The following is a 25,751-nucleotide window of genomic DNA, read 5'->3' on the forward strand; positions in this document are numbered from 1 at the left end:
AACACGACCCGTGCCTGCCGCCGCTCGAATAGGAGCGGTCTTGGCCGCGTGCAGCACCGACCAGTCCAGGTCAACGCGGCTGTCACGGCTCGGGCAGATGGTCGAACCCATGCGGCGGACTTCCTCTCCTTCGGCGTCGGCGCTGGTGTCCCAGCACTTCTGTCCGCCTCAACAGTGGTCCGTCGCGCAACATTCCCGGGCGTCACCCGAGGGACGCGGTCCATGCGACGACCGCGTCCGTGATGATGGTCACTGCCCTTTCCTGCCCGATCTCCGCCCGTTTGGGCACCGCGAAGCCGTGATCGGCACCCGGCACCTCGACGAGTCGGTACTCCCCCTCCGGGAACTCGGCCGGCCTCCCGAACGGGTCGTTGCCGCCCTGCACGACGAGCGTGGGCACCCCGGTCCCCAGCAGCTCCCCGGCCCGCGACTTCTCCGGCTTCCCCGGCGGGTGCAGCGGGAAGCTGAGCGCGAGCACGGCGGCGGCGCCCAGCTCCGTCGCCGTACGGCAGGCGACCCGGGCCCCTGCGCTGCGCCCGCCGGACACCACCGGCAGCCCCGGCGCCGCCAGCGCGGGCCACAGCCCCCGCCAGCCCACGTCCAGCGTCTTCGGCGCGGGCGCGACCTTCTTCCCGGCGACCCGCCAGGGCTGCTCGACGAGCGCGACGGTCACGCCGTGCTCCGGCAGGACCCCGGCGATCGCCCGCAGGTCCCGCGCCTCGATGCCCCCGCCCGCCCCGTGGCTCACGGCGAGCACCAGCCGCGCCTTCTCCGCCTCGTGCCAGGTGATGCGGGCGTCCCCCGCGTCCGTACCGACGATCTTCGCTGTGGTCACGGGAGAAGGCTAGAAGAGCGTGCCCTCCTCGGGGCCCTCCAGCTCCTTCAGCAGCTCCGGGCTGTTGTTGCGGACGTTGCTGACCGCCGTGGAGACCGGGTAGGCCCGCATCAGGCCCTCGGGCGGCGGGGCGAGCAGCGAGCGCAGGTCCTCGACGTCCGTCCGGGCCGGGTCGAGCCAGGCGTCCCAGCGGTCCGGGGTGAGCATGAGCGGCATCCGGGGGTGGATGTCGTGCAGCGACCGCGGCCCTTCGGCGGGGCCCACGGCCAGCGGCGAGGTCTCCGCCTCCGTGGTGATCACCGAGCACGTCACCCACCAGGCCAGCGGGTGCTCGTCGGGCAGCGTCCGGTCCCGCCAGAACTCGTACAGCCCCGCCATCGCGAACACCGAGCCGTCGGCGGGCAGCACGAAGTACGGCTGCTTGCGCGGCCGCTTCTTCTTCCCCTCGACCTCCAGGTCCCGTTCGTCCTTGGCGGTGACCCACTCGTAGTAGCCGTCGGCGGGCAGGATGCAGCGGCGGGCGGCGAAGGCGCGGCGGTACGACGGCTTCTCGTGCACGGTCTCCGCGCGCGCGTTGATCATCCGGGCAGCACCCTCGGGCGTCTTGGCCCAGGAGGGCACCAGCCCCCACTTCAGCTTGCGCAGCTGGCGAACCGGACGGCGGTCGTCGGCGTCTTTCACCGGACGGTCGAGGACGGCGTAGACCTCCTTGGTCGGAGCCACGTTGTAGTCGGGCTCCAGGGTCTCCTCGGGCTCCCACTTCTCTATTTCAAAGACTCCTGCGAGATCCTCGGGCCCACGACTGGATGCATACCGTCCGCACATACGTGCAACACTGCCAGACTCCACCTGACCAGAGGGAGTAATCACCGCACCATGGACAGCACCGCCGCCCTCGCGCTGCCCGACCTCTGGGACCGTCTGACGGGCACCCAGTCCGATCCCGACCTGTGGGTGGTGCTCGCGACCCTGGCCGCCGCGCTCGCGGTGGTCGTCCCGCACAACCTGTGGCGGATATCCCGCAACGCCATCACGATCGCCCACGAGGGCGGCCACGGCCTGACCGCCCTGCTCACCGGCCGCCAGCTCACCGGCATCCGGCTGCACTCCGACACCAGCGGCCTCACCCTCAGCCGGGGCAAGCCGCACGGCATCGGCATGATCCTCACGGCGGCGACCGGCTACACCGCTCCCCCGCTGCTGGGCCTCGGCGGCGCGGCCCTCCTCGGCGCCGGCCGCATCACCCTGCTGCTGTGGCTCGCCACGGCCCTGCTCGTCGCGATGCTGGTGATGATCCGCAACGCGTACGGCGTCCTGACGGTGTTCCTGGCCGGCGGCGCCTTCCTGCTGGTGTCCTGGCTGGCGGGCCCCCAGGTACAGGCGGCGTTCGCCTACGCCGTGGTGTGGTTCCTCCTCCTCGGCGGAGTCCGCCCGGCCTTCGAACTCCAGGCGAAGCGCTCCCGCGGCGGCGCGGGCGACTCGGACGCCGACCAGCTGTCGAGGCTGACCCATCTCCCGGCGGGCGTATGGCTGTTCCTCTTCCACACGGTGTCCCTGTGCTCACTGATCGGCGGGGGTCGCTGGCTGCTGGGGATGTGAGCAGCACCTCCCGACCGACCGCACGGCAGCCAACCCAGGGGCGCGGGGAACTGCGCGACCAGCCCCCACGGCGCCGCACCAGACCACCGGCCCAACCGCGAAGCGGCGCCGCACCCACCCCCCGGACGCCCGCCCACCGGCCGTCCTCGCCCCCTGCCACTAAAGTGACCCCATGGCCGCAAACCCCACCGCACCAACCGCCCTCTGGCCCGCCCCGCACGCGCGCGGAGCCGTCGACGCGACGGTTCACGTGCCGGGGTCCAAGTCGGTCACCAACCGCGCTCTCGTCCTCGCCGCCCTCGCCTCCGAACCCGGCTGGCTGCGCCGCCCCCTCCGCTCCCGCGACACCCTGCTGATGGCCGGCGCCCTGCGCGCGATGGGCGTCGGCATCGACGAGGGCGTCGGCCCCGACGGCTCCGGCGAGGCCTGGCGCGTGCTCCCCGCAGGACTCCGCGGCCCCGCCACCGTCGACGTCGGCAACGCCGGCACGGTGATGCGCTTCCTCCCGCCCGTCGCCACCCTCGCCGCCGGCGACATCCGCTTCGACGGCGACCCCCGTTCGTACGAGCGCCCCCTGCACGGCGTGATCGACGCCCTGCGCGTCCTCGGCGCCCGCATCGACGACGACGGCCGCGGCGCGCTCCCCCTCACCGTCCACGGCAGCGGCGCCCTGGACGGCGGCACGGTGTCCATCGACGCCTCGTCCTCCTCCCAGTTCGTGTCGGCCCTGCTGCTCTCCGGCCCGCGCTTCAACCAGGGCGTGGAGGTCCGCCACACCGGCCGCAGCCTCCCCTCCCTCCCGCACATCCGGATGACCGTCGACATGCTGCGCGCGGTCGGCGCCCAGGTGGACACCCCCGAGTCGGGCGGCGAGCCGAACGTCTGGCGGGTCACGCCCGGCGCCCTGCTGGGCCGCGACCTGACCGTCGAGCCGGACCTGTCGAACGCCCAGCCCTTCCTCGCCGCGGCCCTGGTGACGGGCGGCAGGGTCGTGATCCCGGACTGGCCGTCCCGGACGACCCAGCCGGGCGACCGGTTGCGCGAGATCTTCACCGAGATGGGCGGTTCCTGCGAACTGACCGAGTACGGCCTGGAGTTCACCGGCTCCGGCCGGATCCACGGCATCGATGTCGACCTGGGTGACGTCGGCGAGCTGACCCCCGGCATCGCGGCGGTCGCCGCCCTCGCGGACACCCCCTCCACTCTGCGGGGGGTCGCCCACCTGCGGCTGCACGAGACGGACCGGCTGGCCGCGCTCACCAAGGAGATCAACGGGCTCGGCGGCGACGTCACCGAGACCTCCGACGGCCTGCGCATCCGCCCGCGCCGGCTGCGCGGCGGCGTCTTCCACACATACGAGGACCACCGCATGGCGACAGCCGGTGCGATCATCGGCCTGGCCGTGGCCGACGTGCAGATCGAGAACGTGGCGACGACGGCGAAGACCCTGCCGGACTTCCCCGACCTGTGGACCGGGATGCTCGGGAGCGACGGGGCGTAGGGGCGTACGACATGCGCCGCTACGGCAAGCACACCGACGAGGACGACATCCGCGCCCGCCCCAACCGCAAGGGCAACCGGCCGCGGACCAACATCCGCCCCAAGCACGAGGACGCCGCCGAGGGGATGGTCCTCACCGTCGACCGGGGCCGGCTGACCTGCCTGGTCGAGGACCGGACGATCCTCGCGATGAAGGCCCGCGAGCTGGGCCGCAAGGCCGCGGTGGTCGGCGACCGGGTGGCCCTGGTCGGCGATCTGTCGGGCAAGAAGGACACCCTGGCCCGGATCGTGCGCATCGAGGAGCGTACGTCCCTGCTGCGCCGTACCGCGGACGACGACGACCCGTTCGAGCGGGTGGTCGTCGCCAACGCCGACCAGCTGGCGATCGTCACCGCCCTGGCCGACCCCGAGCCCCGCCCCCGCCTGATCGACCGCTGCCTGGTGGCGGCCTACGACGGCGGTCTCACACCCCTCCTGGTCCTGACCAAGTCGGACCTGGCCCCGCCGGACAAGCTCCTGGAGCTGTACGGCGACCTGGAGATCCCGTACGTGGTCACGAGCCGCGAGGAGCTGGCGGCGGGGGAAGCCGCCGGCCGGGTCAGGGACCATCTCGACGGCAAGATCACGGCGTTCGTCGGCCACTCGGGCGTCGGCAAGACCACGCTGGTGAACGCGCTGGTCCCGGAGGACCGCCGCCGTACGACCGGTCACGTCAACGCGGTGACCGGCCGCGGCCGCCACACCACGACGTCGGCCCTGGCGCTCCCGCTCTCCGACGACGAGGGCTGGGTCATCGACACGCCGGGCGTCCGCTCCTTCGGCCTGGCGCACATCGACCCGTCCCGGGTGATCCACGCCTTCCCCGACCTGGAGCCCGGCACCGTGAACTGCCCGCGCGCGTGCAGCCACGACGAGCCGGACTGCGCGCTGGACGAGTGGGTCGCCGAGGGCCACGCGGACCCGGCGCGCCTCTACTCGCTGCGCCGGCTGCTGGCCACCCGGGACCGCAAGGAAGGCGACTGACCACCGGGGTGTTTGTCATGACCGGAGTTCGGTAAGTGCATAATCGCACCGAGCTGGACATACGGGAGGACAGCACATGGCGTGGCTGCTGGTGATCGTGGCCGGGATCCTGGAGACCGGTTTCGCCGTGTGCCTCAAGCTCTCCCACGGCTTCACCCGACTATGGCCGACGATAGCCTTCGCCTCCTTCGCCCTGGGCAGCTTCGGCCTGCTGACCCTGTCCCTGAAGAAACTGGACGTGGGCCCGGCCTACGCGGTCTGGACCGGCATCGGCGCGGCGGGCACGGCGATCTACGGCATGGTCTTCCTGGGCGACCTGGTCTCCACCCTGAAGATCATCTCCATCAGCCTGGTGATCGCGGGCGTGATCGGTCTCCAGCTTTCAGGCTCCGCTCACTGAAGCGCCCCGTAGGGGCGCGGGGCTGCATCCGACATGCGGCTCCGCCGCGCGGGCGCGACCAGCAGCACTTCGCAGCCCACGGCACAACAGCCCACCTTGAGGGGCGCTGGAGGTACCCCCGGCCGAAGGCTGGGGGAGGAACTGCGCGACAAGCCCCCCACCCACCCGCGGCCGACCCACGACCCGCACCACCCCGGCCGCCCTCACACCGGCTGCCGATGAAGCGCCCCGCGCACCAGCTCGGCCACCCCGCCCTCCCCGGGTGGCGCCGCGACGCACGACAGCGCGAGCCGCACCACCAGCTCGCACGACCGGGCCAGCTCACCGTTCCCCTTCCCGGCCCCCGCCCCGGAGAGCACCGCCACCGCCCGGTCCCGCACGATCTGCACGAAGTCCCCGGGAGAAGGCAGCGGCCCGTCCGCCCTGCGCTGCGCCGGCACCGCCGAGGACGACGGCACCGCGGACAGCGTCGGTGACGGCAGCCGCTCGCTCCAGCACCCCGTGAGCATCGCCCGCACCAGCACGCTGTCCCGGGCCGCCACCGCCATCCACTCGGCCGTCGCCGTCAGGCGCTCCCGCATCTCGGCATGGCTCCCCAAGGCCCGTTCCACCCCGGCGAGATACCCGTCGGCCTCCCTGCGCACCAGCGCCCTCGCCAGGCCTTCCTTGCTGCCGAACTCGTTGTACAGCGTCTGCCGGGACACCCCGGCCGCCGCCGCCACGTCGACCATCCGCACGGCAGCCCACGGCCGGCGCGCGAGCGCCGCGTAGGCGGCGTCCAGAAGGGATTCCCGGGCTGCAGGCATCATCGCCTCCCTGGGGCGAGCGACTCTGCGCCCAGATTTGACGCGCACGAATCGACTGTCAAGGGTTCGCGAAGGCACCGGGGGGCGCCCTTCGGCCAACACGCGCGGGCGCGCCGCCGGCGTACCGGACGCCAACGAAGGTCACCGCCCGATCACTTGCCGGCATCACCCGGCCTCCCCTGGTAGCCCCGCGCCCACCCCGGCGGATACCGTTCGCACATGCCGGACTACCTTGATGACCTGCGTCTCGCCCATGTGCTCGCGGACGCGGCCGACGCCGTGACCATGGACCGCTTCAAGGCGCTCGACCTCAAGGTCGAGACCAAGCCGGACATGACCCCGGTGAGCGAGGCGGACAAGGCCGCCGAGGAACTGATCCGCGGCCAGCTGCAGCGCGCCCGGCCGCGGGACGCGATCCTCGGCGAGGAGTACGGCATCGAGGGCACCGGCCCGCGCCGCTGGGTGATCGACCCGATCGACGGCACCAAGAACTACGTCCGCGGGGTCCCGGTCTGGGCGACCCTGATCTCGCTGACGGAGGCGGCCGAGGGCGGCTACCAGCCGGTCGTCGGCCTGGTCTCCGCCCCCGCGCTCGGCCGGCGCTGGTGGGCCGCGAAGGGCCACGGCGCCTTCACCGGCCGCAGCCTGTCCTCGGCCAGCCGCCTCCGCGTCTCGCGGGTCTCGAAGCTGGCCGACGCCTCCTTCGCGTACTCCTCGCTCAGCGGCTGGGAGGAGCGCGGGCAGCTGAACAGTTTCCTGGACCTCACCCGCGAGGTGTGGCGCACGCGCGCGTACGGCGACTTCTGGCCCTACATGATGGTCGCCGAGGGATCCGTCGACATCTGCGCCGAGCCGGAGCTGTCCCTGTGGGACATGGCGGCCAACGCGATCGTGGTGACGGAGGCCGGCGGCACCTTCACCGGCCTCGACGGCCGTCCGGGCCCGCACAGCGGCAACGCGGCGGCGTCCAACGGCCACCTCCACGACGAGCTGCTGTCGTACCTCACCCAGCGTTACTGAAACGGTCCTCTGGGGCACAACGGGCCCAGACGGACGCACGACCCACATCACATATGAGCGCGTGCGCCCTCAATTGGCTACGCGCACCCTCTTGTTGACCCCCGCTTTACCTGCCACCCTGAGAGCACCCCCACTTGTGCATTTGTGAATCGCCGAACTATCCCGGTGGTTCCCTAGGAGGTGGCACCTTCCATGCTCGTCCGTGACGCCATGAGCACCGTGGTTCTCACCGTCGGCCCCGCCCACACGCTCCGCCAGGCAGCCGCCCTGATGTCCGCGCGCCGCGTGGGCGCGGCGATCGTCCACGATCCGGACGCCGGCGGTATCGGGATCCTCACCGAACGCGACATCCTCAACTCCGTGGGCCTCGGCCAGAACCCCGACACGGAGCCCATCCACGCCCACACCACCAACGACGTCGTGTTCGCCACCCCGACCTGGACGCTGGAGGAGGCGGCCCGGGCGATGGCCCACGGCGGCTTCCGCCATCTGATCGTCCTGGACGGCGGCGAACCGGCCGGCATCGTCTCGGTCCGCGACATCATCCGCTGCTGGGCCCCGGCCCGGCAGCCCGTCTCCGCATGATCGAGGCGGCGCCTCACGGGCAACACCCGCGCAGGTGCCGCCCCGGACCGCAACCGTCGATCGAGGAACCCCCACGGCGAGCAGCCACGTCCGCGAGAGCGGCGCCGGTTCAGGCGCGAAGGGGGCGCAGGGCCTGTACCGCGGCGTCCAGCCGCTTGCCGAAGTCTGCGTCGGCCCGACGGAAGTTGCCGATCGCGCGCTCGGCGATGTCGTCGCGCGACACCCTGGCGATGAAGCCGGCCAGGTTCTCGATCAGCCGCTCCTGCTCGTCCGCGGACATCAGGCGGTAGAGATTCCCGGCCTGCACGAAGTCGTCGTCCTCGGCGTGGACGGGGGCGGGGTGGTTGCCGGTGCCGCCGGCGAGACCGTCGTACGCCTGCCACAGCGGGCGGTCGGTCTGCGCCGGTCCGCCGAAGCTGTTCGGCTCGTAGTTCTTGGCGCCGCCGTGCCGGCCGTCGTACAGGAAGCCGTCACGGGAGTAGGTGCGCGCCTCGGCGGCGTGCGGGCGGTTGACCGGCAGGTGGTCGGCGTTGACGCCGACGCGGTAGCGGTGCGCGTCGCCGTAGGCGAAGAGGCGGCCCTGCAGCATCTTGTCGGGGGACGGGCCGATGCCGGGCACGAAGTGCGCCGGGGAGAAGATCGACTGCTCGACCTCGGCGAAGACGTTCTGCGGGTTGCGGTTCAGCTCCAGCCGGCCGATCTCGATCGGCGGGTAGTCCGCGTGCGGCCACACCTTGGTGAGGTCGAACGGGTTGAAGCGGTAGGCCGCCGCGTCCGCCGCCGGCATGATCTGCACCTGCACGGTCCAGGTGGGGAAGTCCCCGCGTTCGATGGCCTCGCGCAGGTCGCGCTGGTGCGAGTCCGGGTCCGCGCCGGCGAGCAGGTCCGCCTCCGCCTGCGTGAGGTTCCTGATCCCCTGGTCGGTCTTGAAGTGGTACTTGACCCAGAAGACCTCGCCGGCCGCGTTGTTCCACTGGTAGGTGTGCGAGCCGTAGCCGTTCATGTGGCGGTACGACGCCGGGATGCCGCGGTCGCCGAACAGCCAGGTCACCTGGTGCGTGGCCTCGGGGCTGAGCCCCCAGAAGTCCCAGACGTTGTCCGCCTCCTGGCTGCCCGTGTACGGGTCGCGCTTCTGGGTGTGGATGAAGTCGGGGAACTTGATGGCGTCCTTGATGAAGAACACCGGGGTGTTGTTGCCGACGAGGTCGTAGTTGCCCTCCTCGGTGTAGAACTTCAGCGCCCAGCCGCGCGGGTCGCGTACGGCGTCGGCGGACCCGAGGTTGCCGGCCACGGTCGAGAAGCGCAGGAAGGTCTCGGTCCGCCTGCCGACCTCGGAGAGGAAGGCGGCTCGCGTGTACGGCGTGACGTCGGCGGTCACCGTGAAGGTGCCGTAGGCGCCGGCACCGCGCGCGTGCACCACACGCTCCGGGATGCGCTCACGGTTGAAGTGGGCGAGCTTCTCCAGCAGGAGCTGGTCCTGGACCAGGACCGGACCGCCGATGCCCGCGGTCTCGCTGTTCTGGTTGTCGGCCACCGGCGCCCCCGCCTCCGTGGTCAGCGGCCCGTGCGTCACACCCGCGTCCCGTCCTGCGCCCTGCGTCTCCTGCGCCATTTCGCACCATTCCTATCGCTTTGCTAGTCCCGAACTCGATCCTACATTGGACTTAGTCCAAGTCAAGCAAGGTTCCAAAGTCACACCTGTTCGGAAAAAGGGGGCCCTGCTGTTAGGCTGAATGCCATGAGTGACCTTCTGGAACGGCTGCGTGGACGCGGATGGCGGATGACCGCGCAGCGACGCGTCGTGGCCGAGGTACTCGACGGCGAGCACGTCCATCTGACGGCCGACGAGGTGCACGCCAGGGCGGTGACCAAGCTGCCCGAGATCTCCCGGGCGACCGTCTACAACACGCTGGGTGAGCTGGTCTCGCTCGGCGAGGTCCTTGAGGTCTCGACCGACAAGCGCGCCAAGCGGTACGACCCGAACGCGCACCGGCCGCACCATCACCTGGTCTGCGCCCGCTGCGGCTCGATCCGCGACGTCCACCCGACCGGCAACCCGATGGCCGACCTCCCCACCTCGGAGCGGTTCGGCTTCACGATCTCCGACGTCGAGGTGACGTACCGCGGGCTGTGCCCGGACTGCGCGGCGGCCGTCTGACGAACGTTCCCGAAGGCCCCGGCACTCTTGATGAGCGCCGGGGCCTTCGTCGTGCGCCGACCCGGCAAGTGCAGGTACCGGCCCGGCAAAACACCCAGGGCCGGAATCCGTTTCCGGATTCCGGCCCTGGGCCTTCAGTAGCGGGGACAGGATTTGAACCTGCGACCTCTGGGTTATGAGCCCAGCGAGCTACCGAGCTGCTCCACCCCGCGTCGATGAACAGAACATTACGTGAGGGACGCGGGCGGAGGCAAATCAATACCCCTCAGCCGCCCTGACCTGGGGAAACGCTCCGGCCTACGCCGACAGCTCCTCCCGCAGGGCGTCGCGGAGCCGCCCCGCCCGCTCGGTCACCTCCGCGGGACCCAGCGCCACCGCCCGGTCGGCCCACTGCTGTCCCACCGCCAGCTCGCCACGACGCGCGTAGACCAGGGCGAGCCGCAACGCCGCCCGCCCGTGCCCCGCGTCCGCGGCCCGCTCCCACCACACGGCCGCCTCCGGCTCGCTGCCCTCCCGGGCCAGCAGCAGCCCGAGGTTGAACGCGCCGTTGCGCGACCCGGCCTCGGCGGCCGTGCGGTACCAGCGCGCCGCCTCCACCACGTCCCCGCGCCCGGCGGCCAGCATCCCGACCCGCACCTGGGCCCGCCGGTGCCCCTGCGTGGCGGCCCGCTCGTACCACTCCTCGCACTCGGTCTTCACGTTCAGGGACGACTCCCCGAGTTCGTGCTCGGACACCGCCGGCCGGCGCGCGTCGAGGACGGCGGCGAGCCGGTAGGCGGCCTCGGCGCTGCCGCCGCCCGCCGCGCACCGCAGATGGCGCTCGGCGGCCGCCTCGTCGCCCTCGCGGAGCCGGGCGATGCCGACCTGCAGGGCCGCCTCCGTGTGCCCGGCGGCGGCCGCCCGCTCGTAGCAGCGCAGCGCGACCCGCTCCTCGCCGCGCCCGGCGTAGAGGATCCCGAGGTTGAACGCGGCGTCCACGCTGCCCGCCTCCGCGGCCTTGGAGAACCACGGCTCGGCGCCGCTCGTGTCGCCGACCTGGAGCAGCAGGACGGCGAGCGCGTTCGCGGCCTCGCGGTGCCCGGCGTACGCGGCCCGCCGGTACCACTGCTCGGCCTGCGCGGTCCGCCCCTGCTCGGCGCAGAGCAGCGCGAGGTTGTACGCCCCGTTGTCGTCGCCCGCGTCCATCGCCGCCCGGTACCAGCGCTCGGCGGTCTGCGTCTCGCCCCGCTCGGCGTGCAGTGCGCCGAGCGCGTTCGCCGCGTTGCCGTCACCGTCCTGGGCCGCCCGCAGCCACCACACGGCGGCACTCTCGGTGTCCCCGGCGTCGCGCAGCAGGAAGCCGAGCGCGCAGGCGGCCCGGGCCTCGCCGTCCTTGGCCGAGGTCAGGTACCAGCGCCCGGCCTCCTTGAGTTCGCCGCGGCGCTCCAGGATGGCGCCGAGGTGCAGCGCGGCCCGCCGGTGGCCGCGGGCGGCGGCCTGCCGGTACCACTGCTCGGCCTCGTCGGTCTCCGCGGTCCCGCTCTCCGTGTCGGCACCGTCGTCGGCCCCGGTCTCGCCCTCGCCCCCGGCCGCTCTGCGGTCGAGCGCGCGCGCCAGCCGGTACGCCGCCTCCCGGTGCCCGCGCTCGGCGGCGGCCCGCATCCACGGGCCGGCGTCCGCGTCCCCCCGGTGCTCCAGCAGGTCGGCCAGCGCGTAGGCGCCGAGCGCGTGGCCCTGTTCGGCGGACTGGCGGAGCCAGTACTCGGCGGCGGGTTCGTCGCCGCGCTCGCGGTGGTGGCGGCCCAGCGCGTGGGCGGCGGCCGCGGACCCGGCTACGGCGGCGATCCGCCACCAGCCGGCGGCCTCCTCGGGGTAGCCGCGCTGGTGCAGCAGGACGCCGAGGTTGTTGGCGGCGGCCCGGTCGCCGGCGGCGGTGGCCGCGCGCAGCCGCGGCTCGGCTCCGTCGAGGTCGCCACGGCGCAGCAGCATGGCGCCGAGCACACTCATCGACTCGACGTCACCGGCCTCGGCCTGGAGCCGGTGACGTGCCTCCTCAGCGGCCTCGGCGGCCTCGTCGCGGGTCGGCTCCTCGCCCGAAGGCTGCACAAATCGCCCTGTCTCGAACAGAGTTGCCTTGTCCCCCATAACGTTCATCGTCGCACCACCTGCAACCTGGGTACACCACGTATACCGCAGACCGTGAGGTCACTTCAGCGTTTTGTCGACATGCCCACAGAACGACAAGTCAAACACATCTCCGCCAACTCCCCACAGCGGCACGGCGACCCGGGCCATCGGTACATGCGTTCGCCGCCCGTCCGGACACCGGCAGCCGTCCGGACGGCCGTCCGGGGGCCGTCTGCGCGCACGCGCGAAGGCCCGGATCCCATGAGGATCCGGGCCTTCGACTTCAGTAGCGGGGACAGGATTTGAACCTGCGACCTCTGGGTTATGAGCCCAGCGAGCTACCGAGCTGCTCCACCCCGCGCCGTTGTGTGGAAACCGTATCACGGCGCGGGCCGGGCTTGATCACAGGTCGGCGGTCAGCCGCTCGGACTGGCGCTCACGCCGGGACTCGGACTGCTGCCGGCGCCCGAACCCGCCGTCGCGCTCGGGCTCGGACTCGGGCTGCTGCTCGCCGTCGCGCCGCCGGTCTTGCCCGCCTTGGACTGCGCCTCCTCGGCCCGCTTCAGCGCGTCCTGCAGCTCGTCCTGCGCCTTGCCGTACGCCGTCCAGTCGCCCTTCTTCAGGGCCTCCTGGCCCGCGTCGAAGGCCTTCTGGGCGTCGTCCAGCGCCGCCTGGACGGTGGGGTTGCCGGACGACGTCGGTGGCGAGGTCGTCCCGGTGTCCGAGGACCCCGTATCGGAACCCTCCGTGCCGAACACCTTGTTGAGCGCTTCGTCGAGGGTGTTCTCGAAGACGGTCTTGCCCTCGTAGGTGACCAACACCTTGCGCAGCAGTGGGTACTTGACCCCGGCACCGCGGACGTAGACCGGCTCCGCGTACAGCAGGCCCCCGTCCAGTGGCACGGTCAGCAGATTGCCGTACTCCACCTCGGAGTCGCCGCCCTTGAGGAGCTTGATGGCGGCCGCGATCTCCTGTTCGGAGTTGAACTTGCTCTGGACCTGTTTGGGCCCGTCGACGGTCGTACTGGTCGGCAGTTTCAGGATTCTGATCTTGCCGTAGTCCTTCGAACCGGCCTCGGAGTCGACCGACATGAACGCGCTGAGGTTGTCCCGGCCGTTGGGCGTGAACGTGGTCGACAGCGAGAACGTCTGCGCGCTCTGGTCCGGCATCTTCATGCTCAGGTAGTACGGCGGCACCGCGTCGCCCGACTTGTTGGTCGGGTCGTCGGGCACCTGCCACACCTCGCTGCCGGTCAGGAACGTCTGGGCGTCCGTCACGTGGTAGCGGGTGAGCAGTTCGCGCTGCACCTTGAACAGGTCCTGCGGGTACCGGAGATGGTCCATCAGGTCCTGCGAGATGGCGCTCTTGGGCTGCACCGTGCCCGGGAAGGCCTTCATCCAGGTCTTCAGCACCGGGTCCTCGGTGTCCCACTGGTAGAGCTTGACCTCGCCGGTGTACGCGTCGACGGTCGCCTTCACCGAGTTGCGGATGTAGTTGACCTGGTTCTGCTGGGCCACCACCGCGCGCGAGTTGTTGGTCGCGGTCAGCGAGTCGGCGGTGGTGTCACCGAGGGTCGTACGGGATGCGTAGGGATAGCCGTTCGACGTCGTGTAGGCGTCGACGATCCACTGGATCCGGCCCTTCACGACCGCCGGGTACGCGTCGCCGTCGATGGTCAGCCAGGGGGCGACCGCCTCGACCCGCTCCTTGGGCGTGCGGTTGTAGAGGATCCGCGAGCCCTTGCCGATCGCGCCCGAGTACAGGATCTGCGGCTCGTTGAACGCCACCGCGTAGGCGGCGCGGTTGATCGGGCTGGAGAGACTGACCCCGCTCTTGCCCGCGTAGCTGGTGAGCTTCTCACCGTTGTCGTCGGAGTAGTCGATCTCCTGCTGGGGACCGCCGACGATCGAGTACGTGTTCGTCTTCTCGCCGTAGTAGATGCGCTGCTGGTACGTGCCCAGATCGCCCGTGGACGGCAGGTCGGACTCGGTGAAGACGGGCTGACCCTGGTCGTCGGCCTCGGTGCCCTTGGCGGCGACCACACCGTAGCCGTGGGTGTAGCGGAAGTGGTCGTTGATCCAGTTGTTCTTGGGGATGCCGGCCAGGTTCAGCTCGCGCAGCCCGATGACGGTGTCCTGGACCTTGCCGTCCTTGCTGTAGCGGTCCACGTCCAGATTGGTCGGGAACGCGTAGTAGTTCCGCATCTGCTGGAGCTGCTGGAACGTGGGCGAGACGATGTTCGGGTCCATGATCCGGATGCTCGCCGTGGCGTCGACGTCCGCCCGGAGCTTGGTCTTGTCCGTGGTCGTGCTCGTGCCCTTGTACTCGGTCACCTTGGTGTCGTCGATGCCGTACGCCTCGCGGGTCGCCTTGAGGTTCTTCTGGACGTACGGGGCTTCCTTCGCCTGCTCGTTGGGCTGGACCTGGAACTTCTGGACGATCGCCGGGTAGAGGCCGCCGATGAGGATCGCCGAGAGGACCATCAGGCCGAAGCCGATGACGGGCAGCTGCCAGGTGCGCCGCCACAGGGTGGCGAAGAACAGCAGCGCGCAGATGACGGCGATGCAGAACAGGATCGTCTTGGCGGGCAGATACGCGTTCGCGTCGACGTATCTCAGGCCGGTCCAGTTGCCGGTGGCCTTGAAGTCGCTGGACTTGACGGCCAGTCCGTACCGGTCGAGCCAGTAGGCGACCGCCTTGAGGGCGACGAAGAGGCCGAGCAGCACCGAGAGGTGGCCGGTCGCCGCACCGGTGGCGCGCGCGCCCGGGCTGGTGACGCGCAGCCCGCCGTACAGGTAGTGGGTGAGCGCCGCGGCGACCAGCGAGAGGATCGCGGTGGCGAAGCCGAAGCCCAGCAGGAAGCGGTACCAGGGCAGGTCGAAGGCGTAGAAGGAGACGTCGAGGTGGAACTGCGGGTCCTTCTGGTGGAAGGGCACGCCGTTGACCCACATCAGCCAGGTGCGCCACTGTCCGGCCGCGGACGCGCCGGCGATCAGCCCGACCAGCGCGGTGACCGCGAGCAGCAGCCACTTCTTGTACGGCGCGATGCCCATCCGGTAGCGGTCGAGGCTCTGCTGCTCCATGGACATGGCGCTCAGCGGGGGGCGCAGCCGGTGCGCCAGCCAGATGTTGAAGCCCACCGCGGCCGCCATCAGCAGACCGAAGACGGAGAACAGCCCGATCTTGGTCCACAGGGTGGTGGTGAACACCGACGAGTAGTGCACCGACCGGTACCAGAGCCAGTCCGTCCAGAAGCCCGCGAACATGGTGAACGCCATGCCGAGCACGGCAAGGACGCCCAGTGTCAGGAGCAGGGTCCGGACCCGCCTGGACGGACGTCCGGTCGCTCTGATCCGTGGCCCCGTCGGGCCTCCGCCGCGGTCCGGCATCTGGAAAGCCAAGGTGCGCACCTCGAAGTTCGCTGTTTGATCCGCTGTTGATCCGTTGTTGTTGCGTCAGGCCGTCTTGTTCACGGGCCCGACGTGGCCCCCCGTGATCGCGGCGCCACACCTATGCAACTTACTCACGGCTTACTCGGTTCCCGATTCCGGCCATGAACGAGGCAGGATTGTGACCATGTCCAACACTCCCATGGCAGCGAACCCGCTCACCCGGGCCGTACTCGAGATCGACGAGTACTCCTCCGGCCTCGGCTGGGACCAGCCCGCTCGCCTCTTCGCCCTCGTCGACACCGCACGGCTGCGCGCCCAGGAACCGGCTCTCGCCGCCCAGCTCGGTCTGGAGGACGAGTCCACGACCACCGGTCTCACCCCGATCGAGCAGGACGAAGTGCCAACGGACAAGGCGCTGGACGAGTTCCTGGGCACCATCGCCTGGCCGGACGCGGTGGTCGGCTGCGCGCTCACCGTGGAGCGGCTGATGCTGCCGCCGTCCGCCGAGTCCCAGGTCCCCGAGGGGCTGAGCGAGGCGAAGCTGGCCAAGTGGGTGGCGAGCCACCCCGAGCGCCAGGAGGTCCGGATGACGGTCGCGGTGCTGCGCGACGGCAGCCGCGACTCGGCGGTACGGCTGCGCGAGAAGGACTCGCCGACGGAGGTGCTCACCGGCCCCGACCTGGTCCCGGGCCTGGCGGACGCGCTGAAGGCGACGTTCGAGGACTGAGCCGGTCGCCGGTCCGCCGGACGGCACCGGGGGCGCCCCTCGTCAGGAGGGGCGCCCCCGGCTGCCTGCAGGCCTTCTCAGCCCTTGGCGGTGCACTTCGGCAGGGCGCCGGTGTCCCCGCTGCGGATGTCCTTGAGGGCGCCGAGGGCGTCCTCGATGGTCTTCACCTTGACGAGGGTGAGCCCGCCCGGGGTGTCCTTGGCGGCCTCGGCGCAGTTGTCGGCCGGGGTCAGGAAGTACTGGGCGCCCTTGCTGCGCGCGCCGATGGTCTTCATCGAGATGCCGCCGATCGGGCCGACCGTGCCGTCGTCGTCGATCGTGCCGGTGCCGGCGACGAACTTGCCTCCGGTGAGGCTGCCCGGGGTGAGCTTGTCGTAGATCCCGAGCGAGAACATCAGCCCCGCGCTCGGTCCGCCGACGTCGGCGAGCTTGATGTCGATGGAGAACGGGAACGTGTGATCCGTCCCGGCGGAGATCCCGACGATCGCGCGCTTCTCGCCGCTGTCGTCGGAGGTGGTCGTGGTGACGGTGACCTTCTCGGTCGTGGTGGCCGTCTTGTTCGCCTTCTCGGCGGCGGCCTGCTCCTTGGCCGGCACGACGGTGAAGACCACGTCCTCGCCGGGCTTGTGCTTGGTCACCAGCGTGGCGACATCGGCCGGCTGCTTGACCGCCGTGCCGTCGACCGCCTTGATCACGTCACCGGCGTGCAGCCTGCCCTCGGCCGGCGAGCCCTTGAGGACCGTGGAGACGATCACCCAGGACTTCACCGGGACGCCCAGTTCCTTCAGCGCGGCGACCTTGGCGCTCTCCTGGGACTGGCTGAACTCCTCGGCGTTCTCCTGGGTGGACTGCTGCTCCGTCTTGCCGTCCGGGTAGAGCGTGTCGTGCGGCACGACCTTGCTGTCGTGCGAGAGCCACCCGTAGACGGCCTCGACGAGGTTCATCTTGTAGTCGGCACTCGTGACCCTCACCGTGGTCATGTTCAGATGCCCGGAGGTCGCGTAGGTCTTGTGGCCGGAGATCTGCAGCACCGGCTCGCCGTCGTGGTCCCCGAGCGTGTTCACGGTCGGGCCGGGGGACATCTCCGAGTACGGCACGTTGATGAGCACTCCGGCGCACAGGAGTGCGATCAGCATCAGGGTGGAGGCGAGCATCGTCGCGGTGCGGCGTGGCATGCGACGACAGTACGGGACGGGTCTGTCAGCGCACCGTCAGGGCCACCCGTCACAGGGGCCCCGGCTGACCTCAGCTGCCCGAGCGGGACTTCTCCATGGCCTCGCGGAAGCGCGCGTACCCGTCGAGTTCCGGCCCGTCGCTGCGCGCCCTCCTGGTCCGGTTGGCCCAGCTGCCCCACAGACCGGCACCGACCGCCGCCACAAGCGGAATCAGCAACCAGACGAGCGCCGCCATGCTGACCTCCCAACCCCATGAGCGTCCGCGACTGACTGATCAGCAGATTAGTCACCAGCACTGACAACGCTCACGCGAGGGGTACGGTTACGCAAGCGGAGGCCGGACGGGCACCCTTCAACAGGCCCCGACCCATTCCTCCGTCCCATCCGAGAACTTCTGGTGCTTCCAGATGGGCACCTCGTGCTTGAGGTCGTCGATCAGCTTTCGACAAGCTTCGAAGGCGTCCCCCCGATGCGGACACGACACACCGACGACCACGGCGAGATCACCCACCCGCAGGTCCCCCACCCGATGCACGGCGGCCAGCGCCCGCACCGGGTACTCGGCGACGACCTTCTCGGCGATCCGCCGCATCTCGGCCTCGGCACTGGGATGACACGAATACCCGAGCGCGTCCACGTCGGCGCCCCCGTCGTGGTTCCGCACCATCCCCACGAACAGCGCGATCCCGCCGGCCGCGTCGTCCCCCACCGCCGCGAAGACCTCGTCCACGGAGAGCGCACTCTCCCGAATCCCGATCAGCTTCACGGGATCGTCAGCGCCCCGCTCCCCAGGATGATCACTCACAGCAGTCATACCCCCATCGTGCCGCAAGCCCACGACCACACGGAATACCGCTATCGCCAGGCACACGCGCGTACGGCTTTGGAGACTCCTACAGCGTGCTGCCGGTCCTTCCGGCCCGTCCGACCCCACACCCCCGCCCTCCAGCCCGTCCGACACCACGGCACCACGGCACCACGATCCAGCCCGTCCGGCGTTTGAGGACGAGGCCGTCCAGGCCGAAGCGGGGGTACCGGGGCGGCAGCCCCCGCTCCGGGCGGTCGAAGGGGGCCCACCCCCTGGAAGGACGGGACGGGCAGGGGCGGCGGGGGCGAAGAACCCGCCCTCAGATCCGCCGCCGAGCCTTCCGCGCCCGCCGCACCACAGCCGCCGCTCCCAGCAACGCCACCGTCGCCCCCGCGGCCCCCGCCGCCGTCGCGTCCTTGCGCCCCAGCCGCCGCCCCACAACCGTGTGCCGCCCGGCCACCTCCTCCAGCAACTCGGCCAGCACCTCCTCGTTCGTCCACCCCGGCCGCCACCCGGCGTCATGCAGCCGGCTCCCGCTCACCACCCACGGATACATCGTGTACGCGAGATCCCCGGCCGGCGACGGCGTCAGCCCGATCCGGTGCAGCCGGGCCGCCGCCCCCAGCGCCACCGCCGACGGCAGCTCCATCCGCCGCGTCCCGCTGAGCTCTTCGACCTCCTCCTGCTCCAGCCACCCGTCGCACCCGACGGCGAGTTCCCCGTCGACCTTCTCCAGGACGGCGTACTCCAGCGCACTGCACAGATCCTCGACGTGGCAGAACTGCCAGGCAGGCCGCGACCCCGCGACGACAAGCAGCCGAGGCGACTCGAAATACCTGGTCAGCGCGGTGTCGGTGCCACCGACGAGCACCGCGGGGCGCACGACGGTGACGTTGAGCCCCGGATGCGCGCGGGGCGCCCGGCGCGCGAGCCGCTCGATCTCCAGCAGGTCGCCCACGCCGGTGGCCTCCGCGGTGGCGCGCAACTCCGCGTCCTCCGACAACGGCAGCTCGTTGTCCGGCAGCGCGCCGTAGACCATCGCGGAGGTGCACAGCACCACGCGGTGCACCCCGGCCGCGGCCGCCGCGGTCAGCACGGTCTGCGTCCCCCGCACGTTGTAGGCCGTACGGGCGGCCGAATCGGTCTCCAGATCCAGGTCGAGCGCGAGGTGCACCACCACGTCGGCCCCGCGCAGCTTGTCCGCGATGGCCGGATCCCGAACGTCGAGGATGTGCCACTGGGCGTCCGCGCACTCCCCGCGCCGCTCGTCGATGGCGATGACCTGCTTGATCTCCCCGGACGCGGCCAGCCGCTCGGTGAGCAGCGCGCCGACCCCGGTCGCGGCGCCGGTCACGGCGACGACGGGCCCGCGCACGGCGGGAGGGGTTGAGTGGTTTCGCGCTGCGCGAACCTGCGGATCTGGGGAACTCACCGGGCGTCTCCAGCGGTTGTCTTCAGTACGAGCGTGAGTGACGCGTACGTACCAGGTGGCATCCATCCTGCCGCAGGCCGACTGTCGGCGAAGCACCGAGGCCCGATCGGGTCGGGGTGTCTACGCTGGGTGGTGTTGTCGGGCAGCCGCGCCGCCGGAGAGAACCGGTGGCCTTACCAGCCGAGGATTCCCGTGAGTGACACCCCATTCGGTTTCGGCCTTCCGCCGGAGGAGCCGGAAGACGGCGACGAGGGCAAGAAGAAGGACCAGCAGAGCGGTGGTGGGCAGGGACCGGCCAACCCGTTCGGTTTCGGCACACCCGGAGCCGGCGGCTTCGGCAGCCCCGGCGCCGACAATCCGTTCGCTGCCATGTTCGGTTCGCTGAACCCCACCGACCTGGGCGCGGCCTTCCAGCAGCTGGGCCAGATGCTCTCGTACGAGGGCGGCCCGGTGAACTGGGACATGGCCAAGCAGATCGCCCGCCAGACGGTCTCCCAGGGCACCTCGGACGGCGTCAAGGACGCGAGCGTCGGTCCCGCCGAGCGCACCGCGGTCCAGGAGGCGGTCCGGCTGGCCGACCTGTGGCTGGACGACGCGACGTCGCTGCCGTCCGGTTCCGGTTCGGCCGTGGCGTGGTCCCGCGCGGAGTGGGTCGAGGCGACGCTGCCCGCCTGGCAGGAGCTGGTCGACCCGGTCGCCGAGCGGGTCGGCGCCGCGATGGGCGACGTCCTGCCGGAGGAGATGCAGGCCATGGCGGGCCCGCTGATCGGCATGATGCGCTCAATGGGCGGCGCCATGTTCGGCACCCAGATCGGGCAGGCCGTGGGCGTGCTCGCGGGCGAGGTCGTCGGTTCGACCGACATCGGCCTGCCGCTGAGCCCGGCCGGCAAGGCCGCGCTGCTGCCGGTGAACATCGAGGCGTTCGGCAAGGACCTCGGCGTGCCGAAGGAGGAGGTGCGGCTGTACCTCGCCCTGCGCGAGGCGGCCCACCAGCGCCTGTTCGCGCACGTGCCGTGGCTGCGCTCGCACCTGTTCGGCGCGGTCGACGGGTACGCCCGCGGCATCAAGGTCGACACGGCCAAGCTGGAGGACGTGGTCGGCCAGTTCGACCCGCAGAACCCCGAGCAGCTGCAGGACGCACTCCAGCAGGGCATGTTCCAGCCGGAGGACACGCCCGAGCAGAAGGCTGCCCTGGCCCGTCTGGAGACGGCTCTGGCGCTCGTCGAGGGCTGGGTCGACGCGGTGGTCCACGCGGCCGCGAAGCCGCGTCTGTCGTCCGCCGACGCGCTCCGCGAGACCCTGCGCCGCCGCCGTGCCACGGGCGGCCCCGCGGAGCAGACCTTCGCCACCCTGATCGGCCTTGAGCTGCGGCCGCGCCGGCTGCGCGACGCCTCCCGCCTGTGGGCCTCGCTCACCGACGCGCGCGGTGTCGACGGCCGTGACGCCCTCTGGGCCCACCCGGACATGCTGCCGACGGCGTCCGACCTGGACGACCCGGACGGCTTCGTGCACCGCGAGCAGCTGGACTTCTCCGAGCTGGACAAGATGCTCGGCGAGGCCGCACAGAAGCCCGACCTGCGCAAGAAGGACGCCCAGGACCAGGACGACCGGGAAAAGGGCGACGACAGCGAGTGAGCCTGTACGACGACGCGGTCCTCGTCCTCAAGGGGTACGAGGGCCAGGACGAGCTGCGCCAGACCTACCTGGACCACCTCGCGGCGCACCCGGACGGCATGTGGAAGGCCTGTCACGCCGGCCATGTCACGGCGAGCGCGCTGGTCGTCGACCCCGAGCACGGGCGGGTGCTGCTGACCCTGCACCGCAAGCTGCGGATGTGGCTGCAGATGGGCGGCCACTGCGAGCCGGGCGACGCCACGCTGGCGGCCGCGGCGCTCCGGGAGGCGACCGAGGAGTCCGGCGTCCCCGGGCTGACGCTGCTGCCGGGCGGCCCGGTCCGCCTGGACCGGCATCCGATCCCGGCGCCGTGCCACTGGCACTTCGACGTCCAGTACGCGGCCCTCGCCCCGCGCGGCGCCACCCACGCGATCAGCGACGAGTCCCTCGACCTGCGCTGGTTCGCCTACGACGAGGTACCGGAGGTCGCCGACGAGTCGGTCGTACGGCTGCTGGAAGGGACCCGCGCGCGGCTCTGACCTGGAGCTTCCGGGGATACCGGCGCTCGGTGAGCGCATGTGTAAGGGGCGCCCGCCACGGCGGGCGCCCCTTACACATGGGCTTCTGGGCTCTCAGCTCCAGACGTTCCCCTGGTTCATCCCGCGCGCGCCCTGCTGCCCCATGCCGAACTGGGCGGCGACGCCCTGACCGATCTGGGCGTGCTGCGGAGGCAGCAGTTCACTCGGCTGGACCAACGCGAAGCCACTTCCCATGAAGCTCAGCTCCCAGCCCTCGCCGGTGCTGCCCCGGCGCCGCCACACGCCGGAGGAATGCGTCTGGGCCTGCATCTGGACGCGCAGCCCGGTGGACCAGGCGACGATCGCGTCGGCGTCGCAGTTCACGTACTTGTCGGGCGTGACCTGCATCAGCAGCGGCGCGCCCGAGGTCATCAGGGCGACCTGGCCGCGTCCGGTGATGTTGAGCTGGTACTTCCCGGACCCGGAGATGCCGTAGAGGCTGTCGACGGCGACGACCTCGTGGTGCAGCGAGGAGTCCATGGCGAGGACGTAGGAGCTGTCCACGGTCAGGCCGTCCTGCTCCACGTCCAGGACATGGATGTGCTGGGCGAGGTTGGCGAAGTACACCGTGCCCTGCCCGTGGCAGCGCATCAGGTCCAGACCCTCGCCGGTGTACGCACGCGCGCGTGCCTGGTTGCGGCCCTGGTACTCGGCGTCGAACTCGACGAGCCCCTGGTAGGCGACCATGGTGCCCTTGCGGGCGAGGATGTCGTCGTGGCCCTCCAGGACGACCCGCAGCATCTGCTTGTTCTGCAGGCTGTAGCGGTCCCGGGCCTGGGAGTCGTTGAAGGCGAAAAGCGGGCTCTGCATGGTTTCCTGACTCCCCCTCAGCCCCGGAACCGGAGGCGGTCGGTGCTGTCCTCGCTGGGCTGGACGACGACGATGCCCTGACCGGAGAAGGCCATCTGGTAGGCCTCGCCGCTGCCCCGGCCGATCAGCGACTGCGCCTTGAAGCTGCGCTTGCCCTTGACCTTGAGGTTCGGGGACCAGGCGACCAGCGCGTCCGGGTCGACGTACGTCTCGTCCTCGCCGCCGCCGCAGTCGACGACGATCGGCTTGCCCCGGGAGGTCAGCGCGACCCAGCCCTGCCCGGAGATCTTGGTGTTCCACAGGCCCTGCCCGGCGAACTTCGCGAGCCCCTTGACCCGCTCCACGCCCCACGTCAGATGCGCGTCGAAGGCGAGCAGGTTGGTGGCGTTGACGGAGATGCCGTCGCCGTTGAGGTTGATGACGACGACGTTCGCGCCGTAGTCGGCGAGGTAGAGCAGACCGTCGCCGGAGCACTTCATCAGCGGCGCGCCTTCGCCGGTCATCCAGTCCCGGGCGATCTGGCGCACGGCCGGCGGGTTCGGCTCGTACTGCACGAAGCCCTCGTAGGCGACCATCGACCCCACGCGCGCGAGGAGGTCGTTCCCGGTCTGCATGGCGACCTTCAGCATGTGGTCGCCGTGGTTGTCCATGCGGGCGGTGACGGGTGCGGGGGCGAAGCCCGCGAGCGGCTGGTTCATGACGGGCTCCCTCAGACCTCGTACGGCTGGACGACGATGAAGTTGCCGGGCGCGCCCCGGAACTGCAGGTTGACGCTCTCGCCGGTGTCGCCCGGGTAGGCGTTGCGGCGCATCCGCACCTGGCTGGAGACGATCACCTGGGAGGCCGCCGACCAGGCGACGATCGCGTTGCAGTCGGCGAACGTCGTCGGCGTCACGGGCAGCACGACGGGCGTGCCGTGCGTCTTGACGACGATCGTGCCGGTGCCCTGGAACTGCATCGTGAACAGCGCGCCGCCGGGGATGCCGTGCCCCTCGATCCGGCGAACCTCGTACTGGAGGCTCTCGTCGAAGGCGAGGACGCTCTCGGCGGAGACGCAGATCGCGTCGCCCTGGAGCTCGATCGGGTGCAGGTTGGCGGAGTTCTCGGCGAAGAACACCTGACCCTGGCCGGTGCAGCGCATCAGCTGCATCTCCTGGCCGGTGGCGTTGCCCACGATCCGGCCGGCGAACCCGGCGCCCTTGTAGCTGAAGTCGACCTTGCCCTGGTAGAGCACCATGCTGCCCTGCCGGGCCAGCACCGGCTGCCCGCCCATCCCGAGGTCGACGCGGATGAGCTTGCTGTTCTGCGGGGTCCAGCGCTGCCCGGTGGGCGTCTCCTTGAACTTCTGGAGCGCGGCACCGACCCCGGCACCGCCCTGGGGAGCGCCCTGCGGGACCGCGTAGCTCTGCGGGCCGGGGGCCTGGCCGAACGGCGGCTGCTGGCCGTAGCCCGGGGGCGGGGTCGGGGCCTGGGGCGCCTGCGGGTAGCCGGGCGGCGGGCCCGGAGCCTGTGGGGGCGCCGGGGGCAGGCCGTAGCCGGGCGGCGGCACGGGCGCACCGGGTGCGGGCGGCTGGCCGTAGGGCGCGGGTGCCGGGGCCGGGGGCGGCACGGTGCCGCCGACGGGCGGGGTCATCGGGGCGATGACCGTGGGCGCGCCGTGCATGTTCGGGACCGGCACGGGACCGGGGGCCGGCGGCGGGGTGAATCCCTGCGGTGCGGGTGGGGCGGCCGGCACCGGCGCCGGCGCCGGGGCCGGGGCGGGAACCGGCGCGGGCGGGGCGGCGAACGCGGGCGGCGCGAATCCGGGCGCGGACCCGGTCTGCGACGGCTGCGGCTCGGGCGCGGCGGGCGCCTCGTCCTCCATCACCTCGCCGCCGAAGTTCTTCAGCAGCGCCTCCAGACCGCCGTCGAAGCCCTGACCGACGGCGGCGAAGCGCCACACGTCCTTGAGGTAGAAGTCGCCGAGCATCACGGCGCGCTCGGTGGAGAACTCCGAGCCGTTGAAGGAGTACCGGGCCACCTCCTCGCCGCCCGCGACGATCCGGATGTACCCGGGCGCGACCTGCGACATCTGCCCGGCGCCGTCGATGGTCGCCGTGAACGCCAGCTTCTGGATCTGCGGCGGGATCCGGTCCAGCGTGACCCGGAAGGACTCCGTGTCGCCCGCCTGCGTGCCCAGCAGCTGGATGGACTCCTCGGGCGACTTCGGCTGGTTGAAGAAGACGAAGTAGCGGTCGTCCGACAGCCGTTCGTCGGCGTCGAGGCCGAAGCAGCTGATGTCGAAGGTCAGTCCGGGGCCGGCGATCTGCACGCCTACGTACAGATCCGTGCCGGCCGTGAGGTCACTGATCCTGGCCTTGTGGCCGCGTTGGAATTCCCTGGCCATGCGTTACGACCGTCCCCCATCCCGAATGCGAGTGCGTCGCGCCAGGCTAACGGCTAACTCGGACATCGGAAGAAGTCGGTACAGACCCGGTACACAACCGCGCTCGGCGACCCCGAAAGGAGCGTTCCCGGAGTGTGTCACTCATCACGCGCGCCGGGCACCTGCGGCAGCCGGTCGGCCGCGACCACTCCTTCCAGGTAGCCACGGGCGCGCTCGGTCCGCGGGTACGCCTCCAGGAGCCGCCAGAAGCGGGGGCCGTGCCCCGGCACCAGCAGATGCGCCAGTTCGTGGCAGAGCACGTAGTCGACGACGTACTCGGGCATGCCCTGAAGCCGGTGGGAGAGGCGGATACTGCCCTCGGAGGGGGTGCACGAGCCCCAGCGGGTGTTCTGGTTGGTGACCCAGCGCACCGAGGCCGGGCGGGCCCGGCCGCCGAAGTACTGGGCCGACAGCCGCTCGGCGCGCTCCGCCAGTTCGGCGTCGCCCAGCACTCGCTTGCTCTCCTGGGCGGCGAGTTTGTTGAGCATGACGGTCACCCAGCGTTTCTCCTCCGCCTCGGACATCCGGGCGGGGATCAGCACGACGGTGCGATCGCCCTCGCGGTACGCGGAAACGGTCCGGCGGCGCCGGGCGCTCCTGCGAACCTCGATCGCGCTCGCCCCCAAGCCGCTGGGCGGCTGGCTCGTCGTGCTGCGCTGTGGCTTTCCGGCGCGGTGCAGTGGGTCGGCGGGCACGCCCCGACGTTACCCGCTGCACATGGGGGAAGTCCCGGGTCCGGGACGGTTCGGTGCCGATCC

General features: G+C 71.3%; 24 protein-coding genes and 2 tRNA genes. 10 read left to right on the forward strand and 16 right to left on the reverse strand.

All coding sequences use genetic code 11. The features are described 5' to 3' along the window. Positions 1-202: 202 nt before the first annotated feature. Both ACFZB3_RS32950 and ACFZB3_RS32955 read right to left on the reverse strand, forming a co-directional pair. A complete protein-coding gene (locus tag ACFZB3_RS32950; protein ID WP_391381854.1) occupies positions 203-835 on the reverse strand; it encodes an alpha/beta family hydrolase in 633 nt (210 codons plus the stop codon). Positions 836-844: 9 nt separating this feature from the next. Then, positions 845-1,660, reverse strand: coding sequence for an SOS response-associated peptidase family protein (locus ACFZB3_RS32955; RefSeq protein WP_391381857.1), 816 nt, complete (start codon positions 1,658-1,660; stop codon positions 845-847). A 51-nt stretch (positions 1,661-1,711) separates the two neighbouring features. Between ACFZB3_RS32955 and ACFZB3_RS32960 the strand changes: the two genes are divergently transcribed. The 4 genes from ACFZB3_RS32960 (at position 1,712) to ACFZB3_RS32975 (ending at position 5,357) form a co-directional block, all read left to right on the forward strand. Continuing rightward, a complete protein-coding gene (locus ACFZB3_RS32960) occupies positions 1,712-2,434 on the forward strand; it encodes a M50 family metallopeptidase (RefSeq protein WP_391381859.1) in 723 nt (240 codons plus the stop codon). A gap of 172 nt (positions 2,435-2,606) precedes the next feature. Beyond that, positions 2,607-3,935 carry a 3-phosphoshikimate 1-carboxyvinyltransferase gene (gene aroA, locus ACFZB3_RS32965; protein WP_391381861.1) on the forward strand — a complete coding sequence of 443 codons (1,329 nt, stop codon included), beginning with the start codon at positions 2,607-2,609 and terminating at the stop codon, positions 3,933-3,935. 11 nt (positions 3,936-3,946) lie between these two features. After that, entirely contained in the window at positions 3,947-4,957 is a 1,011-nt protein-coding gene (rsgA, locus tag ACFZB3_RS32970; protein WP_391381864.1) for a ribosome small subunit-dependent GTPase A, read from the forward strand. A 76-nt stretch (positions 4,958-5,033) separates the two neighbouring features. Then, a complete protein-coding gene (locus ACFZB3_RS32975) occupies positions 5,034-5,357 on the forward strand; it encodes a multidrug efflux SMR transporter (protein WP_093499187.1) in 324 nt (107 codons plus the stop codon). Between the two features lie 203 nt (positions 5,358-5,560). Here ACFZB3_RS32975 and ACFZB3_RS32980 read toward each other — a convergent pair whose 3' ends face one another. Beyond that, entirely contained in the window at positions 5,561-6,166 is a 606-nt protein-coding gene (locus ACFZB3_RS32980; protein WP_391381867.1) for a TetR family transcriptional regulator, read from the reverse strand. 216 nt (positions 6,167-6,382) lie between these two features. Here ACFZB3_RS32980 and hisN point away from each other — a divergent pair, with 216 nt between their 5' ends. Beyond that, entirely contained in the window at positions 6,383-7,183 is an 801-nt protein-coding gene (hisN, locus tag ACFZB3_RS32985) for a histidinol-phosphatase (RefSeq protein ID WP_391381870.1), read from the forward strand. 192 nt (positions 7,184-7,375) lie between these two features. Further along, a complete protein-coding gene (locus tag ACFZB3_RS32990; protein WP_093499189.1) occupies positions 7,376-7,768 on the forward strand; it encodes a cyclic nucleotide-binding/CBS domain-containing protein in 393 nt (130 codons plus the stop codon). A gap of 109 nt (positions 7,769-7,877) precedes the next feature. Here ACFZB3_RS32990 and ACFZB3_RS32995 read toward each other — a convergent pair whose 3' ends face one another. Beyond that, positions 7,878-9,380, reverse strand: a complete 1,503-nt coding sequence (locus tag ACFZB3_RS32995) for a catalase (RefSeq protein WP_391381872.1) — start codon at positions 9,378-9,380, stop codon at positions 7,878-7,880. A 126-nt stretch (positions 9,381-9,506) separates the two neighbouring features. Between ACFZB3_RS32995 and ACFZB3_RS33000 the strand changes: the two genes are divergently transcribed. Beyond that, a complete protein-coding gene (locus tag ACFZB3_RS33000; RefSeq protein ID WP_391381874.1) occupies positions 9,507-9,926 on the forward strand; it encodes a transcriptional repressor in 420 nt (139 codons plus the stop codon). Positions 9,927-10,064: 138 nt separating this feature from the next. Here the strand turns inward: ACFZB3_RS33000 and ACFZB3_RS33005 are convergent. The 4 genes from ACFZB3_RS33005 to ACFZB3_RS33020 form a co-directional block, all read right to left on the reverse strand. Next, positions 10,065-10,138: transfer RNA gene (locus ACFZB3_RS33005), tRNA-Met, on the reverse strand. A gap of 85 nt (positions 10,139-10,223) precedes the next feature. Beyond that, entirely contained in the window at positions 10,224-12,059 is a 1,836-nt protein-coding gene (locus ACFZB3_RS33010) for a sel1 repeat family protein (RefSeq protein WP_391381876.1), read from the reverse strand. Between the two features lie 260 nt (positions 12,060-12,319). Further along, positions 12,320-12,393: transfer RNA gene (locus ACFZB3_RS33015), tRNA-Met, on the reverse strand. Between the two features lie 55 nt (positions 12,394-12,448). Next, positions 12,449-15,421, reverse strand: coding sequence for a UPF0182 family protein (locus tag ACFZB3_RS33020; RefSeq protein ID WP_391382170.1), 2,973 nt, complete (start codon positions 15,419-15,421; stop codon positions 12,449-12,451). 187 nt (positions 15,422-15,608) lie between these two features. On the opposite strand from ACFZB3_RS33020, the gene ACFZB3_RS33025 reads away from it, so the two are divergent. Further along, positions 15,609-16,151: a PPA1309 family protein gene (locus ACFZB3_RS33025; protein ID WP_391381879.1), complete on the forward strand. Its 543-nt coding sequence runs from the start codon at positions 15,609-15,611 to the stop codon at positions 16,149-16,151. Between the two features lie 77 nt (positions 16,152-16,228). Here ACFZB3_RS33025 and ACFZB3_RS33030 read toward each other — a convergent pair whose 3' ends face one another. The 4 genes from ACFZB3_RS33030 to ACFZB3_RS33045 form a co-directional block, all read right to left on the reverse strand. Next, positions 16,229-17,326 carry a PDZ domain-containing protein gene (locus ACFZB3_RS33030; protein WP_391381881.1) on the reverse strand — a complete coding sequence of 366 codons (1,098 nt, stop codon included), beginning with the start codon at positions 17,324-17,326 and terminating at the stop codon, positions 16,229-16,231. Positions 17,327-17,396: 70 nt separating this feature from the next. Then, entirely contained in the window at positions 17,397-17,561 is a 165-nt protein-coding gene (locus tag ACFZB3_RS33035) for a hypothetical protein (RefSeq protein WP_294008764.1), read from the reverse strand. Between the two features lie 117 nt (positions 17,562-17,678). Next, entirely contained in the window at positions 17,679-18,140 is a 462-nt protein-coding gene (locus ACFZB3_RS33040; RefSeq protein ID WP_391381884.1) for a molybdenum cofactor biosynthesis protein MoaE, read from the reverse strand. A 313-nt stretch (positions 18,141-18,453) separates the two neighbouring features. Continuing rightward, entirely contained in the window at positions 18,454-19,566 is a 1,113-nt protein-coding gene (locus tag ACFZB3_RS33045) for an NAD-dependent epimerase/dehydratase family protein (protein ID WP_391381886.1), read from the reverse strand. 192 nt (positions 19,567-19,758) lie between these two features. Between ACFZB3_RS33045 and ACFZB3_RS33050 the strand changes: the two genes are divergently transcribed. Continuing rightward, positions 19,759-21,201 carry a zinc-dependent metalloprotease gene (locus ACFZB3_RS33050; RefSeq protein WP_391381888.1) on the forward strand — a complete coding sequence of 481 codons (1,443 nt, stop codon included), beginning with the start codon at positions 19,759-19,761 and terminating at the stop codon, positions 21,199-21,201. Further along, complete coding sequence (locus tag ACFZB3_RS33055; RefSeq protein ID WP_391381890.1) at positions 21,198-21,719, forward strand: NUDIX domain-containing protein; 522 nt, start codon at positions 21,198-21,200, stop codon at positions 21,717-21,719. The genes ACFZB3_RS33050 and ACFZB3_RS33055 overlap by 4 nt, the downstream gene beginning before the upstream one ends. Positions 21,720-21,812: 93 nt before the next feature. Here ACFZB3_RS33055 and ACFZB3_RS33060 read toward each other — a convergent pair whose 3' ends face one another. The 4 genes from ACFZB3_RS33060 to ACFZB3_RS33075 all read right to left on the reverse strand — a co-directional run bounded on the left by ACFZB3_RS33060 (position 21,813) and on the right by ACFZB3_RS33075 (position 25,688). After that, positions 21,813-22,568: an AIM24 family protein gene (locus ACFZB3_RS33060; RefSeq protein ID WP_391381892.1), complete on the reverse strand. Its 756-nt coding sequence runs from the start codon at positions 22,566-22,568 to the stop codon at positions 21,813-21,815. 17 nt (positions 22,569-22,585) lie between these two features. After that, entirely contained in the window at positions 22,586-23,266 is a 681-nt protein-coding gene (locus ACFZB3_RS33065) for an AIM24 family protein (RefSeq protein WP_391381894.1), read from the reverse strand. A gap of 11 nt (positions 23,267-23,277) precedes the next feature. Then, positions 23,278-24,954 (reverse strand): TerD family protein, encoded by a 1,677-nt coding sequence (locus ACFZB3_RS33070; protein WP_391381897.1) that lies wholly within the window; start codon positions 24,952-24,954, stop codon positions 23,278-23,280. 137 nt (positions 24,955-25,091) lie between these two features. Then, complete coding sequence (locus ACFZB3_RS33075; protein ID WP_391381899.1) at positions 25,092-25,688, reverse strand: SprT-like domain-containing protein; 597 nt, start codon at positions 25,686-25,688, stop codon at positions 25,092-25,094. Positions 25,689-25,751 lie beyond the last annotated feature (63 nt).

The organism is Streptomyces sp. NPDC008092 (assembly GCF_042957285.1).
In the GTDB taxonomy this organism is placed as follows: domain Bacteria; phylum Actinomycetota; class Actinomycetes; order Streptomycetales; family Streptomycetaceae; genus Streptomyces.

Bases quoted from the DNA above. Each gene is read 5' to 3' on its own strand.
- ACFZB3_RS32955 (WP_391381857.1), bottom strand. From the start codon at position 1,660: ATGTGCGGACGGTATGCATCCAGTCGTGGGCCCGAGGATCTCGCAGGA.
- ACFZB3_RS32960 (WP_391381859.1), top strand. From the start codon at position 1,712: ATGGACAGCACCGCCGCCCTCGCGCTGCCCGACCTCTGGGACCGTCTG.
- aroA (WP_391381861.1), top strand. From the start codon at position 2,607: ATGGCCGCAAACCCCACCGCACCAACCGCCCTCTGGCCCGCCCCGCAC.
- rsgA (WP_391381864.1), top strand. From the start codon at position 3,947: ATGCGCCGCTACGGCAAGCACACCGACGAGGACGACATCCGCGCCCGC.
- ACFZB3_RS32975 (WP_093499187.1), top strand. From the start codon at position 5,034: ATGGCGTGGCTGCTGGTGATCGTGGCCGGGATCCTGGAGACCGGTTTC.
- ACFZB3_RS32980 (WP_391381867.1), bottom strand. From the start codon at position 6,166: ATGATGCCTGCAGCCCGGGAATCCCTTCTGGACGCCGCCTACGCGGCG.
- hisN (WP_391381870.1), top strand. From the start codon at position 6,383: ATGCCGGACTACCTTGATGACCTGCGTCTCGCCCATGTGCTCGCGGAC.
- ACFZB3_RS32990 (WP_093499189.1), top strand. From the start codon at position 7,376: ATGCTCGTCCGTGACGCCATGAGCACCGTGGTTCTCACCGTCGGCCCC.
- ACFZB3_RS32995 (WP_391381872.1), bottom strand. From the start codon at position 9,380: ATGGCGCAGGAGACGCAGGGCGCAGGACGGGACGCGGGTGTGACGCAC.
- ACFZB3_RS33000 (WP_391381874.1), top strand. From the start codon at position 9,507: ATGAGTGACCTTCTGGAACGGCTGCGTGGACGCGGATGGCGGATGACC.
- ACFZB3_RS33010 (WP_391381876.1), bottom strand. From the start codon at position 12,059: ATGAACGTTATGGGGGACAAGGCAACTCTGTTCGAGACAGGGCGATTT.
- ACFZB3_RS33020 (WP_391382170.1), bottom strand. From the start codon at position 15,421: ATGCCGGACCGCGGCGGAGGCCCGACGGGGCCACGGATCAGAGCGACC.
- ACFZB3_RS33025 (WP_391381879.1), top strand. From the start codon at position 15,609: ATGTCCAACACTCCCATGGCAGCGAACCCGCTCACCCGGGCCGTACTC.
- ACFZB3_RS33030 (WP_391381881.1), bottom strand. From the start codon at position 17,326: ATGCCACGCCGCACCGCGACGATGCTCGCCTCCACCCTGATGCTGATC.
- ACFZB3_RS33035 (WP_294008764.1), bottom strand. From the start codon at position 17,561: ATGGCGGCGCTCGTCTGGTTGCTGATTCCGCTTGTGGCGGCGGTCGGT.
- ACFZB3_RS33040 (WP_391381884.1), bottom strand. From the start codon at position 18,140: ATGACTGCTGTGAGTGATCATCCTGGGGAGCGGGGCGCTGACGATCCC.
- ACFZB3_RS33060 (WP_391381892.1), bottom strand. From the start codon at position 22,568: ATGCAGAGCCCGCTTTTCGCCTTCAACGACTCCCAGGCCCGGGACCGC.
- ACFZB3_RS33065 (WP_391381894.1), bottom strand. From the start codon at position 23,266: ATGAACCAGCCGCTCGCGGGCTTCGCCCCCGCACCCGTCACCGCCCGC.
- ACFZB3_RS33070 (WP_391381897.1), bottom strand. From the start codon at position 24,954: ATGGCCAGGGAATTCCAACGCGGCCACAAGGCCAGGATCAGTGACCTC.